Origin of the sequence: Microbacterium esteraromaticum, assembly GCF_900163815.1 — a bacterium.
Lineage (GTDB): Bacteria > Actinomycetota > Actinomycetes > Actinomycetales > Microbacteriaceae > Microbacterium > Microbacterium esteraromaticum_B.
Map to the genome: position 1 here is coordinate 165,033 of NZ_FUKO01000033.1, position 15,536 is coordinate 180,568.

Consider the following 15,536-nt stretch of genomic DNA (forward strand, 5'->3'; position numbering starts at 1 on the left):
GTGCTCCTCGGAGTGACCAGCACGTCGGCGTCCTTCGAGCCTCTTTCCTGTGCGCGGGACGACGTAATGGGACTTACGGTGGCGCTCGAAAGCCATGGCGATGGAACACCCAACTTCGAGGTGCGTCCGATGATCGTCGACGAAAGTGAGACGTGGCAAGTCGGCGACCTCTTGAGTGCGATCGATCTGGAACTAGAGGATGCCAAGCACTTCCTGTTCTACTTCAGCGGACATGGGCACGTCACTCAATTCGGTCTGGAACTGGTGACCCCGGAGAAGGAACACAACCTCGATTCCGGCATCTACTTCGATGTCCTCCTTCACCGATTCAATACCGCCCCAGCCGACACCGAGATCACGGTAATCCTCGACTGCTGCTTCTCAGGGGAAGCAGGAGACACGGCACGGGCAGCGAACGAGGCCCTGCAACACCGTTTCACAACCCTGCGGGAAGGCATCACCATCCTCGCGTCATCCGGGAGAACGGAGGAGTCCCGAGCAGATGCCGAGGGCCCGAGTGACTTCACGGGCGCAGTGATCGAGCGGCTGAACGCGGACGTGAAGCGGACCACCATCCTCGACGTGTACTCGTGGGCGAAAGAGCAGGTTCCCGCGCAGACACCCGTGCTGAGAACGTTCGGCTCGCGCCACTCAGCCCTCCGCGCCGCTGACAGGGCGACGGCGAATGAGGACATGGTTTGAGGCAGCGCGGGGCGCCTACCGTCGAAGTCGGTAGGCGCCCATAACATAGTGCATGATGTCGACTGCAATCCCTGACACCGCTTCCGCACGCAAGGCCCGCGGCGCATTCTTCACCCCCGAAGGGGTCACGCGACACCTGGCCGAGTGGGCGATCCAGAGCGCCGATGACACCGTTCTCGAGCCTTCTGCAGGGGAGGCCGCTTTCCTTGTGGCGGCGGTTGGACGCCTCCGTGAACTGGGTGCAAGGGAACCCGTCGTGCACGGCGTCGAACTCCACCATGCGAGTGCTCGCGTCGCACGCAAGGTCGTTGCTGAGGCAGGAGGCATCGCGCGCATCCGTGTGAGCGACTTCTTCCTCACCGAACCGCGCGGCACGTACGCGGCGGTGATCGGAAATCCGCCCTTCATCCGGTACCAGGACTTCAGTGGTGAGGCGCGCGACCGGGCTCGGTTCGCCGCACAGGCGCAGGGGGTCGCGCTCACCGGGCTCGCGTCGTCGTGGGCGGCGTTCGTCGTGCATGCCGCCGCGCACCTGCGCCCTGGTGGCCGGCTTGGGATGGTCCTGCCGGCGGAGCTCCTTTCGACCAATTATGCGGCGCCGGTGAGGCAGTTCCTGCTCTCGCGCTTTGAATCGGTGGAGCTAGTGACATTCGAGACTCAGATCTTCCCGGATGCCGAGGCCGACACAGTGCTGGTGAAGGCGAGCGGTTGGCTCGGTGAACCCGCTAGCGTCGCGACCCTTCGGCAGACCCGCGATGCGACCACGCTCGGCTCACTTCATGAGGGAACAACCTGGGCGACCACCGACCTCGCAGCGCGATGGACCCCTCTTCACATCCAGGACGCGACGGTCGAGGCCATCACCGAGCTCATCCCTTCGGGCGCCTTCGTGCCTTTGCAGGAACTGGGTGACACCACGCTCGGCATGGTCACGGGTGCGAATCGCTTCTTTACGCTGTCTCCACAGCGCGTGAGAGAACTAGGCATCCCACAGCGCGACCTCCTGCGCGTATCTCCTCCCGGCTCCTCCCACCTTCGCGGGCTCGCGCTGACGGACTCGGCGATGACCCGTCTCGGCCAGGACGATCAAGCCACTTGGCTCCTCTACCCGAGTAAGAACCCTGCGCCGGAGACCCTCGCGTATATCGAGAGCGGCCACGCGACGGGTGTTGACACCGCGTACAAATGCCGCGTCCGGAAGCCCTGGTGGCGCGTGCCGGTGCTCGCTCCCGCCGACTTGCTCCTGACCTACATGAACGCAGACACCGCACGCGTGGTTACCAACGCTGCCGGTGCCCGTCACCTCAACAGCGTCCATGGCGTCTACCTCAAAGAAGACATCCGTGACCTCGCCTGTGAATTGCTCCCGGTGGCGTCGCTCAATTCGTTCACGCTCCTCGGCGCCGAGCTCGTCGGTCGCAGCTACGGGGGTGGTGTCCTCAAGGTTGAGCCGCGCGAGGCGGACCGTTGGTGGATGCCGAGTGCCGCGACGATGACCGAGCACCGTGACGCGCTCGTCGAACTGAAGCCGCGTGTACAGCGCCTGCTTCAGGCCAAGAATCTGCTGGGCGCCGTCGCGCTCGTCGACGGGGTCATCCTCGGCGGCCTGAGCGAAGCCCAGCTTCACGCGGTGCGCGAGGACGCCTCCGCCTTCATGCAACGCCGAGTAACAAGGGGTAAGAGTGGCTGAACCGAGCCTCAAGCAGCGGGCATGGCCGCTATTCGACCGCATCGTGGCGGATGCGGTGGCGTCCCCGCTGTTCGAGATGGGGCCGTGGAACGGCGATGAATACATCCCCGACATCGCCACCCTTCAGAAGCTGCTCGGTGTGCCTCGGTACCTGAACGCGAACTCTCAGAGTGGGGTGCCGGCGCTGGCACTCGATGTCTGGGTCGCGTACGAGCTCCGGCGTGCGGGGTTCGCTGCCGATGCAGTTTGGCCACGCGCGGCGCATCCGCGTGTCATGCCGGCGCCGGTCGCGAACTACCTCGCGAGCACCACGAAGGAGTTGCGAGGTAAGGTCGGCGCGCAGATGGCCCGGCTCACACCCATGAAAGGCGTCGTCGCGACGGACGCGAAGGTGCTCGGGCGGCACTACATCAAGCAGGTCGACGTCGTGATGAGCGCGTGGGAGACGGGACCGGAGGTCCTCATCTCGACCAAGCGCATGGACTCATCCTTCGGCAAGAACGCCGCCAACCGCATCGAAGAGGCGTACGGCGACGCGAAGAACCTGCGTTCGCGCCACCCTCTTGCTGCACACGGGTTCGTCTACGGCCTCCGGTCGACGATTCTCGAGTCTGAGCCCGACAAGGCTCGCTGGCTCATCGACCTGCTTGGCAAGCTTGCGCAAGAGGACGATGCCTATGACGCGGTGTGCCTCCTGATGCTCCACTACGAGGGCGCAGCTCCGGAGGGGTCTGAGGGCGGACACGAGGACGAGGACGACGTCGCAGCCACAGAGCTCACCACGGAGATCGAGGTGGACGAGGAGGACATCCTCGACGAAGAGGTCGTCGAGGATGTCCTCCTCGACGGCATCGACGAGATCATCAACGAGCTTCCGTCGGTGAGCGTCATCGAGCACCGCGATGTGCCTGCCTCGCTCGGGGCCGCCGCGTTCCTCAAGCAGACTGTTGAGCACGTGCTGCGTGCAACGCCGATCACCATGCATCGCCACGCCCGGGTGCTCCACGGCTGGCCTGTCGGAGAAGACCCAGCCGAGAGAAAGAAGCGCGCCACCAAGAAGGCGGCTGACGACGGCTCCGGAGCAAGCGCGTAACAAGCACTCGTCGGTTCTCCTGGCATCGACGGACCGCTGACCCCGTCGAGAATGCGCGGGAACACGCGAGAGGATCGCACCGCGCAAATTCGAAGTTCTTCGCCGATCTGCTAACGGACGGTCGCCGGTTCGAATCCGGTCGAGCGCACTTCGTGTTCCGCTGTGGACTCCGAGGACCGGAAAGAGCCAGCTCCAGGACCGTTCAGCAGAGAGGAAAGCGCCATGGTGAGGATCGCCAGCGGCGTCGTCGTGCTGAACGCGTCCATGGAACCGCTCGGAATCGTGCCGCTGCACCGCGCGCTGATCTTCCTGATACGTGAGCGCGCCACGATCGTCGACGCGGTCCCGAGCAGGATCGTCCGATCCGCCGAGGCCGAGTTCCCGATGCCTCGCGTCGTGCAGTTCCGAGAGATGGTGCGCGTGCCCTACCGGTACGGCACCGTCCCCCTGGTCGCGTGCAGGCCTGCTGCGCCGTGACGACCACGAGTGCGCCTATTGCGGCCGGCACGCGACGACGGTAGACCACGTCATGCCCCGGTCGCGCGGTGTACGGGATGAGTGGCTGAACACGGTCGCGGCGTGCAGCCGATGCAACAACGTCAAGGCCGACCGCACACCCGAAGAGGCACGCATGGTGCTCCGCTTCGCGCCTCGTGAAGTCACACGCCGCGACACCATGATCTTGGCGATCGCTCAGACCGGCGCCGACCTCGCTGCCATCGGACTGGCATGACCCGGTCCCGCCACACCGGCGGGACCGGGTATGTGACAGCCATGACCACCACGACACCGACGTCACAGGATGACATCAGCTCGGCAGAGAAGTTCGCGAATGAAGTGATGGTCGGCGTGCAGGGCGAGAGCCTCGCACGCGATCAGGTCCGTGAACTCCTCGCACGGTCGATCGAGACGGACCGTGCGCGTCGTGCAGGGCCATTCGAGGACCTCCACGCTTACCAGCACACGACGACAGCGGGCATCAGCTACACCGTCGTGCAGATCGACACGACAGCTGATGCGCAGGAGCGAACCCACATCTACGTGAACGACGGATGCGTCTTCGACGGAGACCCGATCAGGGCCACGGACGAGCTGCGACGGCTCGTCGAGCTGTACGACAACGACGAGCACCAGGACAAGCCCTACGAGACATGCGAGTGGGTGGCGGAAGGCATCCGCGACTACATCGGCGAAGGCGACCGCGACGGTGGATGATCATGTCCGACCCGGCACCGACGCTCGACCTTCATCGGTCGCATGGCAGCTTCACCCCGTACCCGCGGGAACTCGTGCTTCCCGAGGGGTCTATCGTGCTCGTGACGTGCAGCGTCTGCCACCTCGTGCAGGCGATCTGCAACCACGATCAGTGTGAATGGAACAGCCCCGGGACGATGCGCCGATGCCGGCTGTGTGGCATCGACGCATCGTGAGCTCACAACCCCAGTTGGAAGCCATGCTCATCGGCATCATCCAGTCCACCCCCAGGAACTCACCATCACCGGAGATGACGCGGAGGAGCTGAGAGCAGAACCGGCAGCACAAGTCTCCACGGGGTGGGTCGTCACCGGGGAGGGCATCGACGCCATCCTGGCGTCCGTTCCGAACGGGTTGTAGGTCGATTTCGGGCGCTGCTGGTGGAGCTCGAGGCGATACTGTCTGAGTTATGGGATTCCTTGGAGACTTCGCTTTTCGAATGTTGGGCGGTGATACCGCCGATTGCCCGGTGTGTGCGACGACGCTTCGGAGCAGCGACGGAGAGCGGTTTGAGTGCGACGTCTGCAACGACGTCTACTTCATGGAGGATGGCGAGCTCGTGGCCTCCATGCACCGTGGGAGACGCCGTAGCAGGGACGCGGGGAGCTGCCGCAAATGCTCGTCGTCTCTCGCTGGCGCTGACTACACATCGCCGTGGGAGGACGGCGACAACGAAGAGGGCTACGTCACATGCCGCCTGTGCGGGGCGAAGAACTAACGATGACCCGTGGCCGGGCCCGCTTCAGCACAAGCCGATCCGCCGCTAAGTTCAGGTGGACCTCTACGCTCGGTGATGACGCTGTGGTACTTGGACGTTTCTCGAGGCGATAGCTCGCCCTGAAACGTGCACGGTGGACAAGTAAGGCCGCTTCCGCCACGGGTACCAGTTGATCCTGGTAGGTCGGACCGACTAGGACGCAGAGCGAGCTGCCTGACGTCGAGGACGGTGGGTGAGGAGTTCGCCCGTGACATCCATCCGGCTCAACGTGATGCCACACGCGCGGAACACCGCACGGATGATATCCCTCGTACCCGCTGGGTGCCCCGCGGATCTCAGCTCGAGCAGCGTCTTCCGCGCGAGTCGATGACGCTTGCTGAGCTCTGCCATCTGCGCGCAGAGAGTCTGTCGTGGTTGCCCCGTCGGTTCCGTCGGCCCAGCCGACGAGCTGCCCCTTGGCGAGTCGGCATCTTCCGTAACTGGTGCGGTGTCATTGTTCCTGACGTTCACGATCAACGTCCCCTCCGTGTCACTGCTCTCGACTACGGTAAACAGACTCGATCGAAAAATGCAACGATTCGTTGCGGCTTGTAGCGCTTCGTTGCGGATATGATGGCGGCTATGGGGATAGAAGACCTGGGTGAGAACCGAGCCATCAGCGAGCGAATCGAGCTGCTGATGGTCCGCGCGCGGTTGCGAAGCCTGGCCGAACTCGCAAGGAAGTCCGGGATCAACCGAGCGACCATCAGCCTGAAGATGAACAACCACCGGCGGTGGAACATCGAAGATCTGAGGCTGGTCGCGCCCGCTCTCGGCGTCAGCGTTTCGCAGCTGCTCGGCGAGGATCCTGCCGCCGCGACACAAGCGTCGAGCCAACTTGCCTCCGCGCATGGGGGAGCGGATGAGTTCGCCCGGCGCATCCGGTTTCTGCAGTCGCATGCGATCAACGAGACGGGAACAGAGGTCGAAGAACTGCTCAAGTCGGTGCTCGCCGGCGGCAAGGCCCAATCAGACCCCGCGACGCTGAACGCGATAGCCGCACATTTCGGGGCGCCTGTGGGCTACCTCCTTGACCTTGGAGACCTCGAGATGGCGGAGCGCATCGAAGCGCAGATCGACCTGCGAACCGCCTTGACCGAAAGCGGCGTCTTGAACGTCGCAGCACGATCCCTGGGCCAGCTCTCGCCGGAGGAACTCCAGGCGATCACTCGCATCATCCGGCAGCACGGTGAGACGGGCGGTACCGGTGGCTGAATGGGACGGTCGGCGCCCGTGGCGCACTGATGCGGAGATCGTGGCGCGCGCGCAGGAGCGCCTCGAGCACTATGGCCTGTCCGACGTCCGGGGGATCCCCGAGCTCACCAGCAAGGTCTCTGCGGCCACAGGAAAGACGATCACCGTCGAGGAAGTCGACGACCCCGTTCTCGTGACCACCACCGCGCTGTGGATCGAGTTCAAGGACCGCTCGCTCATCCTTCTCCGCCGCCACGACCCTGCCTACTATCGCGCACGCGGCCTGTTCCACGAGTTCGGGCACATCGTGTTCGGGCACCCGGCGTGCACGGCGCTGACGAACGACCCGCAGATGTCTCGCTACGCCGCGGGCGGGGGAGAGGTCCGTGGGCGCGTCCTGATCTCGGAGGCGAACCTGCCAGCGCTGTACCGCAACGACGTGCACGAGAGCGAAGCGGAGGCCGTCGCCTCGCTGATCGGCCGCCGGCTGCTCCGCCCGCGCTACGAAGGAGACGAAGAGGTGTTCGGATGACGATGGACCAACTGTACCTCCCGATCCTGCTGATCCTCGTCGTCGCGGTGATCGCCCGAATCCCCACAGCGATTCGAGTCCCGACGGCACGACCCGCATGGTTCGCAACGCTCATCGCAGTGCCGGCCTTCATGACTCGCGGGCCGATCATTCCGATCCAGACGCTCGACGCGTGGATGGGCGGGGAGAACATCATCTTCCTCGTGCAGTCCTGGCTTGTCGTGTTCGCATTCTGGGGGCTCGCAGAGGCCGCCGGTACCGACATCACCAGCAGCGAGCGGCCGAAACTCCGACTCTGGATCCCGCTGCTGAGCTGCCTCGCGTTCACCATCCCGTTCTTCCTGATCCCGAATCGGGAAGGCACTGAGTTGTTCTTCATCGACGCGCACGTCGATGACCTCGCCGCCATCGTCTGCGGCGTGCTCTACATGGCCGCCGTCGCCGGCATCTGTGCCCGACTCCTCATCCGCCTGCACGGGCGCGATGCGCCGGCGCACTGGGTGTTCCGTATCGGAGCCGCACTGGTCATCGCTGGCTGCGTCCTTTGGAGTACGGCGATCATCCTGGACCATGCGCTCTCGCTAGGTCGCACACCCATCGTCTGGATGTACATCGGCTTCGACATCCTCTTCTATCCCGGAGTCGTCGCACTTGCCCTCGGGCTGGTCGCATTCGCCGCTCAACGCGCCATCCGACAGCTCATCCTCCGACGCCGCGTCGCCGCGCTCCAGGACATCCTCACCAGCCGGTCCTTCACCATCGATGAGGATGACCGCCCGCTGCCGTTCGTGGCGTACGACCTCATGGTCCAGATCGAGGACCTACGAATCCTCGGCGCCATTCGGCCGACGGTCGAGGAGCAACGCACGCTCGACAAGGTCGCACGATGGGTCGAGCGCACCTTCCCGCAGGTACACGACATCACCACGAGTTGAGAGGGACTGCATTGACCAACGCTCTGATCGTCGCCGGTGCGGCCGCAGCCGGCGCCGTCGTCCTCACCGCTGCAGCGGCGTCCTACATGGGGCGGATGCTCGTCGCATGGAACTGGCCCGAGAGCACGAAGATCCTCGGATTCACCGACGACACGATCACGCTCAAGTCCACTCCGCTCACCCGCTACCCCGGGACGTACGGCCTTCGCACACCGACGGGGCACGCACGCGTCGGAGGCATCGTCAGCGATGATGGACGTGCGGTCGTGCGGACCCTAGAGGCTGAACACGGCGACATACGGAGCGCGGTGTCCGGAGCCTTCGACGGCGACATCCACGCGATTCCCGACGAGGTCGGACCCTACAGCGACGTCATCATCGAGACTCCGGCGGGACCCGCTCCGGCGTGGCAGTTCGGACCCGATGGCAACGACCTGTGGGTGCTGCACGTCCACGGATTCCAAGCGGACCGTAACAACGTCCTCAGGATGGTCGAAGCGATGCTCCCGACCGCGGGAGCAGCGACGCATCTCGTCGTCTCATACCGCGGCGACGGGCAAGGGCCGGCCACCCCGGCAGGTACGACGCGCCTCGGCCTCGATGAATGGGAAGACGTCGACGCCGCCCTGGCGTACGCTGCCCGGCACGGCGCCACGCGGATCATCATGGCCGGATGGTCCATGGGAGCGGCCATCTCGCTCCTGATCGAGGAGCGCAGCGCGTACCGGGACCTGATCATCGGCAACGTCTTCGTCTCGCCCGCAACTGACTGGATCGCCACCATGCGCACCAGTGCGGAACGCATGGGCATCCCTCTTCCCGCCGCAGCCTCGGCTTTCATCGCGGGCGTCCTGCGGTCGCCGCTGACGTCATGGCTCACCGGCCTGCGCCGGCCGGTCGACTTCGCCGAACTGGACTGGACCAGGCCACGGAGGGTGCACGTCCCGACGCTCGTCATCCACTCGGTCGGCGATCTGACGATCCCGATCAGCGCGACGAGGAGGTTCGTCGAGGCAGGCGCACCGCTCGTCGAGCTGCACGAGACACGTCGCGCGCCGCACACGCGCGAATACAACGAGGATCCGGAGGGAGTCACCCTGGCCGTCAGCACGTGGCTGACCCGGGTGCTCGTCGCCTGAAGTCCGACCGCCGGTTGCAGGGAGCGCCGGGTATGTGACCAGCATGAACTGCAACGGCATGTGCTTGACCGGCAGCGACCTCGGTGAGCCAGGTGACCTCGTCGCCTATCCGCATCCGGAGTGTCCGGTTCACAACCGCATCCTTTCGGCGTTCATCGAATCCGGCGGTAACGCGGACCTGTGGGCTGGAGAGCTCGAGCGATGGCAGATCGGGCTTCCATCGCCATGGGCAGAATCACGCGGGCTCGCCCCGGTCACTGATTCGTTCATGGAAGCGACGATCCTGATGATCCGTCTTCACGCTCATCGGGAGCACGCGGCATGAAGCTGCCAGTCCTGACCCCTCGGATGATGACTGTCCTCACCGGGATCGCGATCTTCACGGCAATGGCACCCGCAACCGCTATGGCCGCAGCGCCGACAGTGATCTGGCTGGAAGGCATCGCTTCCGACACCGGTCCAGGACTCGGCGCCTGGATGATCATGCTCGCTGCTTCCCTGACGGCACTGGTCGGGTTGCTGGCCTATCTCATGGTGTGGGGGTGGGCGTTGGCCGTCGTCTTCCTCGCCTTCTGCGCCGTGCGCGCGCTCCGCCGGCGCTCCCCACGCGAGGAGCAGACAAGCGCGATCCAGGAACGAGACGACTACGACCGGAGGGCTCGGCCCAGGAAACGGTCGAACGCTCGTTGAAACGGGCGCTACGGGGCGGAGACAGGCACCTCCGTTTGGAAGGGGAGCCAGGACGCGGAGTCTTGACCAGAATCCAACTGAACACTTGAGGTACGCCCGGCCGAGCCTCCGGAATGGCCTCCGACGCGGTGCTGACGTTGTGCAGCCGAACAGGTGGCCGTTGCCAGCACCGACTCCGGGCCGTTTGCATCGCTGCTCGTCTCGCCTGTTCTCATGGATCGGGATCGGGATCGGGATCGGTTGCGCTCGAGCGCTGAGCTCGAGGTATGTGGTCTGCGTCAGGGCCAATTGTCTGTCACAGCTCGCTCGTGATGCTTGCGGGAGACTCATGCCCTGGGTATCCGGGCTGGTGTTCGTGTGGGTGCTCCCTGCCACACTGATCCTGTGACTGAACTCGAACCTTCTGACCAGCAGTGGGCGATTGAAACTGGGGCCCGCTGGGGCGCTTCTTACCCGGTCGTGGATGGTGACATCCGACAGGTTCTGCCACTTTTCGCGGAGTCGATCAACGACGCCCTGAACAAGCGCACAATTGCTTACCTGCAACGTCGTCTTGGCCTGCCCGCGGGCGTTGAGGTGACGGATGCGCAGGCAGCGTCGGGTGGACCGTACCTTTTGGCGCTCATGCAGACAGCGTCGCGGGAGATGCAGTGGGCGATCTGGTGGCGTGTTCAGGCGATCGCCCGTGGGGAAGTCGACCCGGGGCTCGGATACCTTCAGCGTCGTGCTGAGCCTGCAGTGCTGAAGTACTTGGAGGCGTACGCGCCTGCACTTATCGGGAGCGCCTCGGTAAAGCTGAACGACGGAACAGTGCACTCGGAGACTCTGACGTTCAGTGAGCGCCGACGCAGGCGCCAGGCGCTCAAGGCCGCGGATCGCCAGCGGGAGCGCGCGCTCATCCTCCAGCATGAGCAGATGCGTGCGATGCGACCGCCAGCGCCGGCGTCGCAGCCGTATGGAGTGAATCATCAGGGGGCGGAACGGCTGGCCGCGGACTGGATGCGGCATCTCGGCGTCAGGGACGCGATCGTCACGCAGTACAGCGGAGACGGTGGAGTCGACGTAGACAGCAGACATGTTGTCGCGCAAGTGAAGAACCTCCACCCGGCAGCGGCGGTGCCCGTCGCACAGATCCGCGATCTCTTCGGCACCGCGACGCATCGCGGGAAGGGCGCCGTCCTGTTCACCAGCGGAGTGGTCTCTAAGGGAGGGCTCGAGTTCGCTGAGACGGCGGGTATCGCCCTCATCCACTACAACGCAGAGAATGGCTCACTAACCGGCCTCAACTTGAGGGGGAGGGTCGCGGCGACCGAAGGGTTCCCCGCCGCGTTCGGGTTTGAGGAATGATTGGACGACGTCATTCCGATCGCCCTGGTACCAGTACCATGAGACTATGCCACGCACCCCATCCGCCGCGGCCGCGCACATCGGCTCGCGCATCACAGCAGCCCGCACCGCCCTTTCGATGACCGTCGATGAGCTCGCGGTCGGGAGCCGCATCGATTCGTCGAATATCCGCAGTTACGAGTCAGGTCGCGCTCTGATGAGCTTGCAATCCCTCGTGCGCATTGCCGAGGCGTTGAAAGTCGATCCCGGTGAGTTGCTGGACGGCGTCGTCTCCGACATGTTCGGGCGTGATCGTTGAGATGAAGGCATGTTTTGGCCCGCACGGCCCAGAACAGCAGGCGCGCTCAAAGCGGTCCTAGAGTTCCCTCCGGCCGGCTCAGCTGGGGGAGAGCCTGAAGTCGTGAAATCACGCGTTTTCATGAGGGCTTTGACTCCGAAGAGACCCCCGTTGCGTGGCGAACACGAGTCCGAGGCCGACTGGGTTAGATCGCTTCCGCGGGCTCAACGAGCGCGAGAGCCGATTCGACTATCGCCATTGTGCGATCGCTGCTGCGGCCGCTTCGTAGTCTTCGAGGTCTTCCGGGCCGATGAGATCGGGGTAGTGCTCTGCCGCCTCTCGATAGGGTACGAGCGTCGCAGCCGCGGGAGATGTGGTATCGGTGAGCGTACCGACAGATTCGGGGAACGCGGATTCCATGTGCCCTGAGATAGACGGTAGCTGTACGGTGACCCATCCGCCATCGATACTCGTAACCGGGTACGCCGCACCAGCCGGGTAGACAGCCACGATGGGTAGACCGTCCGCGTCCTCGTCGATGACGGGCTGAACGTCATGGAATGCGAACCCTGTGCTCATAGCCCCACATTAGGACATGTCCCACTCGGGTTCGGTCTGATCCGCCATGCCCTGTTTGCTCGGCACCCTGGATGCTGTTGAGGGTCGTCACAGGTCGGTAGGGTTCAAGCGTGGGCCACAAAGAACCGATGACCATTGCGACGGCGCTGAAGCTGATCCAGAAGAACGAGCTGATCCTCCCCGCGATCCAGCGTGAATACGTGTGGAAGCCATCGCAGGTGATCAAGATCTTCGATTCGGTGCTTCGCGGTTACCCTGTCGGGAGCTTCCTCTCGTGGAAGGTACTCCCGGAGACGGTAGGCGCCTTCAAATTTTACGGATTCATGAGGGACTACAGCGGCTACGACAAGAAGCACAACCCGGTCGTCGATATCCCGACAGACCGGGAGGTGACCGCGGTGCTCGATGGCCAGCAGCGCCTCACTTCGCTGAACATCGGCCTTCGCGGAACCTATGCGTACCGAAACCCGCGTGCTTGGGCGAACAAGGCGTGGTCGTACCCCGAGAGGCGGCTGTGCCTGAACCTCCTGGGTGAAGCGCCAGAGAACGAGGCCGGGCTGAAGTATCACCTGGCTTTCCTCACGAAGGAGCAGCTCGACCAGGCCGTCGACGACGATACCAAGAAGTGGTTCCCGGTCAGCGACATCTTTGACGCGGGCGAGGCGTTCCAGATGGCGCAGATTCCTGTCAAGTACGGAGTCGGCAACAACGCCAAAGCCGTGGAGATGATCAGTCTCCTGTGGCAGGAGGTGCACCACAACCAGAGTCTCCACTTCTATGAGGAGACGGACCAGGACATCGAGCGGGTCCTCGACATCTTCGTTCGCGTCAACTCGGGAGGCACGGTCCTCTCTTACAGCGATCTCTTGATGTCGATCGCAACAGCGCAATGGAAGGAGAAAGACGCGCGAGCTGCTGTCCACGAGCTGGTTGACGCGTTGAACACCACCGGTCAAGGTTTCGACTTTTCTCAGGACACGGTGCTGAAATCGGGCCTCGTGCTCGCCGATGTCGGAGACGTCGGCTTCAAGGTCAAGAACTTCACGACAGTCAACATGGCGAAGCTCGAGTCCAAGTGGGACGAGATCAGCACATCGCTGCGCATCGCCGCCGAGCTGCTCGCCGACTTCGGTCTCTCCGGCGGAACCTTGACGGCGGACAGCGTGCTCATCCCGGTCGCCTACTACGTGCATCGCCGCGGCCTCCCGCCGACGTACCGCGTGTCAGACAAGAAGCACGACCGCGAGGACCGCGCTGCACTGCGATCATGGGTGCTGCGCTCTCTCATCGCCCGAGGAGTATGGGGATCAGGCCTCGACACCCTCTTGCGCGACCTGCGGGAGATCATCCGGCTGGAGGGCGAGAGCTCATTCCCTCTTGCTGCGATCGAGCGAACGATGGCACGTCGAGGCAAGTCGCTCGACGTCAACGACGCCCTCATCGAGGACATCCTCGGACTCGCCTACGGCGGCGGCCGCACATGGGCCGTCTTGGCCACGCTGTTCGACCACGTCGATACACGCATGCAATTCCATGTCGACCACATCTTCCCGAAGGCTCAACTCGATCAGCGGGCGCTGAGAGGGCTGAAGAACTCGGACGGAACCCGTCGACTGAGCGACGACGCCATCGACGAACTCGTCAGCAAACGAGATCTTCTCCCGAACCTGGAGCTGCTGCCCGGGCCGGAGAACATCGGCAAGTCCGATGTCGCACCGGACACATGGATCGTCGGCCACTATCCAGGTGCCGACGAATACGCAGCATTCCTCAAATCCAACGCGCTACCGAACGCTCTACCGCACGACGTCGACGACTTCCTCGCCTTCTACGATGCGCGGCGCGACGCGCTCATCGCTCGAATCAAGGACAAGCTCCAGACGCAAGGCGGGGCATCCTCGTTCGCGGCCCTGCCGAACGACATCGACACCGAGATGGGAGAAGGAGACCTCGACGACTGATGCGCCGCGGGCAGCTTACGATCCCGTACATCCGGAAGACTGCCTCGAACGTCGAATCGAAGTTTGCGGCACCTGAACTGGGCGGCACGGTCTCGACTCCTGATACTCAGGCGCGCACCGTCACGAGTTCGTCCCAGTGGGTGGTCGCGCGCTTGGTGAGCATCTCGCGCTTCATCTGCCACGACGGCCCCGGACGCATCCCGCCCCACCCGAGCCCGAGCGCCTCCTTGCCGGCCTTCTTCTGCACGCTGTCGATGATGCCGGCGATCCCGGCGTCCTCGTGCGGGGCTTGGAAGGGCTCCAGCGGCAGGTGCAGGCCAGCAGGCAGGAGATCCGCCATCATGAGCCCCGCCCTGGCGTACCGGCTGCCGTCCTGGATGTGGGGGAGTAGCTGGTGAGCAGCCCTTGTGAGCTCGACGGGATCTGCTGTCGGGAAGGGCAATCGGACCTTCACCTGCGGGTAGTGCTTCTGCTCCGCGAAGTGAGCCGTGCCGGCGAAGGCCACAAGAGTCTTGCCGACCTGATGGTGGCGGGTAAGGCGCGACGCCATCTGCTGGGCGTAGATGCTGAGTGCCTGGCGGATGCCGTTCACCGTCGTCACCTTCTCACTGAATGAACGGCTGACGATCAACTGATCCTTCTTGCCTGTCCGATCTTCCTCCGGGCCGATGCACGCGACGCCGCGCAGCTCCAGGGCCGTTCGCATGACGGTGACGTTGAACTGCTTCCGGATGAACGTCGGATCCGCCGTCGCGAGGTCCCAGATCGTCTCGATCCCGAGGGCGCGCAGTCGCCGCTCAAGGCGCGACGCGATGCCCCAGACTTCGGAGACGGGGAGGCTGCGCATCAGTTGCTCACGCCACTCGGGTCTGGTCGCTGGCCAGACGCAGACCCCGCCGAACACATCGAGCTTCTTGGCACAGCGGTTCGCCAGCTTGCTCAACGTGCGGTTGGGGGCGATGCCGACGCAAACGGGCACGCCGATGAGTCGCCGGACCTCCGAGCGGACCGTGCGCCCCAGGTCGGTCATCGCCTCGCAGTCCGCCGACGTGCGTCGGTCGATCGTGAGGAAGGCCTCATCGATGCTGTAGATGTCGACCTCGCTCGCGAACCGCTCCAGGACTCGCATAGTGCGTGCGGACATGTCCCCGTACAGCTCATAGTTGCTCGACACCGCGCGAACGCCGAGTCTCTCTGCGTGCGGCCGCAGCTTGAACCACGGCTCCCCGAGGTCGAGGCCGAGTGCCTTCGCCTCGCGGCTCGCCGCGACGACCATGCCATCGTTGTTGGACAGCACGACGAGAGGTACCCCCTCAAGATCGGGGCGGAACACACGCTCCCAACTTGCGTACGCTGAATTCACATCGACGTGGGCCAGCACACGAA

The 15,536-nt window shown here is 64.3% G+C and carries 17 protein-coding genes; 15 read left to right on the forward strand and 2 right to left on the reverse strand.

What is annotated here, in order from left to right; all coding sequences use genetic code 11:
• The first annotated feature begins 12 nt into the window (after positions 1-12).
• From FM104_RS13000 to FM104_RS13070, 14 genes are all read left to right on the forward strand, one after another.
• Positions 13-702 carry a caspase family protein gene (locus FM104_RS13000; RefSeq protein ID WP_373407853.1) on the forward strand — a complete coding sequence of 230 codons (690 nt, stop codon included), beginning with the start codon at positions 13-15 and terminating at the stop codon, positions 700-702.
• Between the two features lie 55 nt (positions 703-757).
• A complete protein-coding gene (locus FM104_RS13005; RefSeq protein ID WP_256971655.1) occupies positions 758-2,392 on the forward strand; it encodes an N-6 DNA methylase in 1,635 nt (544 codons plus the stop codon).
• Entirely contained in the window at positions 2,385-3,485 is a 1,101-nt protein-coding gene (locus FM104_RS13010) for a hypothetical protein (protein WP_218778581.1), read from the forward strand. The genes FM104_RS13005 and FM104_RS13010 overlap by 8 nt, the downstream gene beginning before the upstream one ends.
• Before the next feature lie 222 nt (positions 3,486-3,707).
• Positions 3,708-3,962, forward strand: coding sequence for a hypothetical protein (locus tag FM104_RS16785; protein ID WP_256971656.1), 255 nt, complete (start codon positions 3,708-3,710; stop codon positions 3,960-3,962).
• Positions 3,963-4,014: 52 nt separating this feature from the next.
• A complete protein-coding gene (locus FM104_RS16790) occupies positions 4,015-4,218 on the forward strand; it encodes an HNH endonuclease (protein WP_256971657.1) in 204 nt (67 codons plus the stop codon).
• Positions 4,219-4,259: 41 nt separating this feature from the next.
• Complete coding sequence (locus FM104_RS13020; RefSeq protein WP_087132672.1) at positions 4,260-4,700, forward strand: hypothetical protein; 441 nt, start codon at positions 4,260-4,262, stop codon at positions 4,698-4,700.
• A 1,378-nt stretch (positions 4,701-6,078) separates the two neighbouring features.
• Positions 6,079-6,711 (forward strand): helix-turn-helix domain-containing protein, encoded by a 633-nt coding sequence (locus FM104_RS13035; RefSeq protein WP_087132675.1) that lies wholly within the window; start codon positions 6,079-6,081, stop codon positions 6,709-6,711.
• Positions 6,704-7,222 carry a hypothetical protein gene (locus FM104_RS13040; protein WP_087132676.1) on the forward strand — a complete coding sequence of 173 codons (519 nt, stop codon included), beginning with the start codon at positions 6,704-6,706 and terminating at the stop codon, positions 7,220-7,222. Before FM104_RS13035 ends, FM104_RS13040 begins: the two co-directional genes overlap by 8 nt.
• Entirely contained in the window at positions 7,219-8,157 is a 939-nt protein-coding gene (locus FM104_RS13045; protein ID WP_143738411.1) for a hypothetical protein, read from the forward strand. Before FM104_RS13040 ends, FM104_RS13045 begins: the two co-directional genes overlap by 4 nt.
• 11 nt (positions 8,158-8,168) lie before the next feature.
• Entirely contained in the window at positions 8,169-9,296 is a 1,128-nt protein-coding gene (locus tag FM104_RS13050) for an alpha/beta hydrolase family protein (protein ID WP_179206801.1), read from the forward strand.
• 34 nt (positions 9,297-9,330) lie between these two features.
• Complete coding sequence (locus tag FM104_RS13055) at positions 9,331-9,621, forward strand: hypothetical protein (protein WP_087132679.1); 291 nt, start codon at positions 9,331-9,333, stop codon at positions 9,619-9,621.
• Positions 9,618-9,986: a hypothetical protein gene (locus tag FM104_RS13060; protein ID WP_087132680.1), complete on the forward strand. Its 369-nt coding sequence runs from the start codon at positions 9,618-9,620 to the stop codon at positions 9,984-9,986. Before FM104_RS13055 ends, FM104_RS13060 begins: the two co-directional genes overlap by 4 nt.
• A gap of 384 nt (positions 9,987-10,370) precedes the next feature.
• Complete coding sequence (locus tag FM104_RS13065) at positions 10,371-11,333, forward strand: restriction endonuclease (protein ID WP_143738413.1); 963 nt, start codon at positions 10,371-10,373, stop codon at positions 11,331-11,333.
• A gap of 46 nt (positions 11,334-11,379) precedes the next feature.
• Complete coding sequence (locus FM104_RS13070) at positions 11,380-11,631, forward strand: helix-turn-helix domain-containing protein (protein WP_087132682.1); 252 nt, start codon at positions 11,380-11,382, stop codon at positions 11,629-11,631.
• 228 nt (positions 11,632-11,859) lie between these two features.
• Here the strand turns inward: FM104_RS13070 and FM104_RS13075 are convergent, their stop codons facing one another.
• Positions 11,860-12,189 carry a hypothetical protein gene (locus FM104_RS13075; protein WP_087132683.1) on the reverse strand — a complete coding sequence of 110 codons (330 nt, stop codon included), beginning with the start codon at positions 12,187-12,189 and terminating at the stop codon, positions 11,860-11,862.
• A 128-nt stretch (positions 12,190-12,317) separates the two neighbouring features.
• On the opposite strand from FM104_RS13075, the gene FM104_RS13080 reads away from it, so the two are divergent.
• On the forward strand, positions 12,318-14,150 hold the full coding sequence (locus FM104_RS13080; RefSeq protein ID WP_256971658.1) for a DUF262 domain-containing protein: 1,833 nt from the start codon (positions 12,318-12,320) through the stop codon (positions 14,148-14,150).
• A 106-nt stretch (positions 14,151-14,256) separates the two neighbouring features.
• Here FM104_RS13080 and FM104_RS13085 read toward each other — a convergent pair whose 3' ends face one another.
• The gene (locus FM104_RS13085; protein WP_087132685.1) at positions 14,257-15,531 is read right to left on the reverse strand and encodes a Y-family DNA polymerase; all 1,275 of its coding nucleotides are present in this window, start codon (positions 15,529-15,531) and stop codon (positions 14,257-14,259) included.
• Positions 15,532-15,536: the final 5 nt, after the last annotated feature.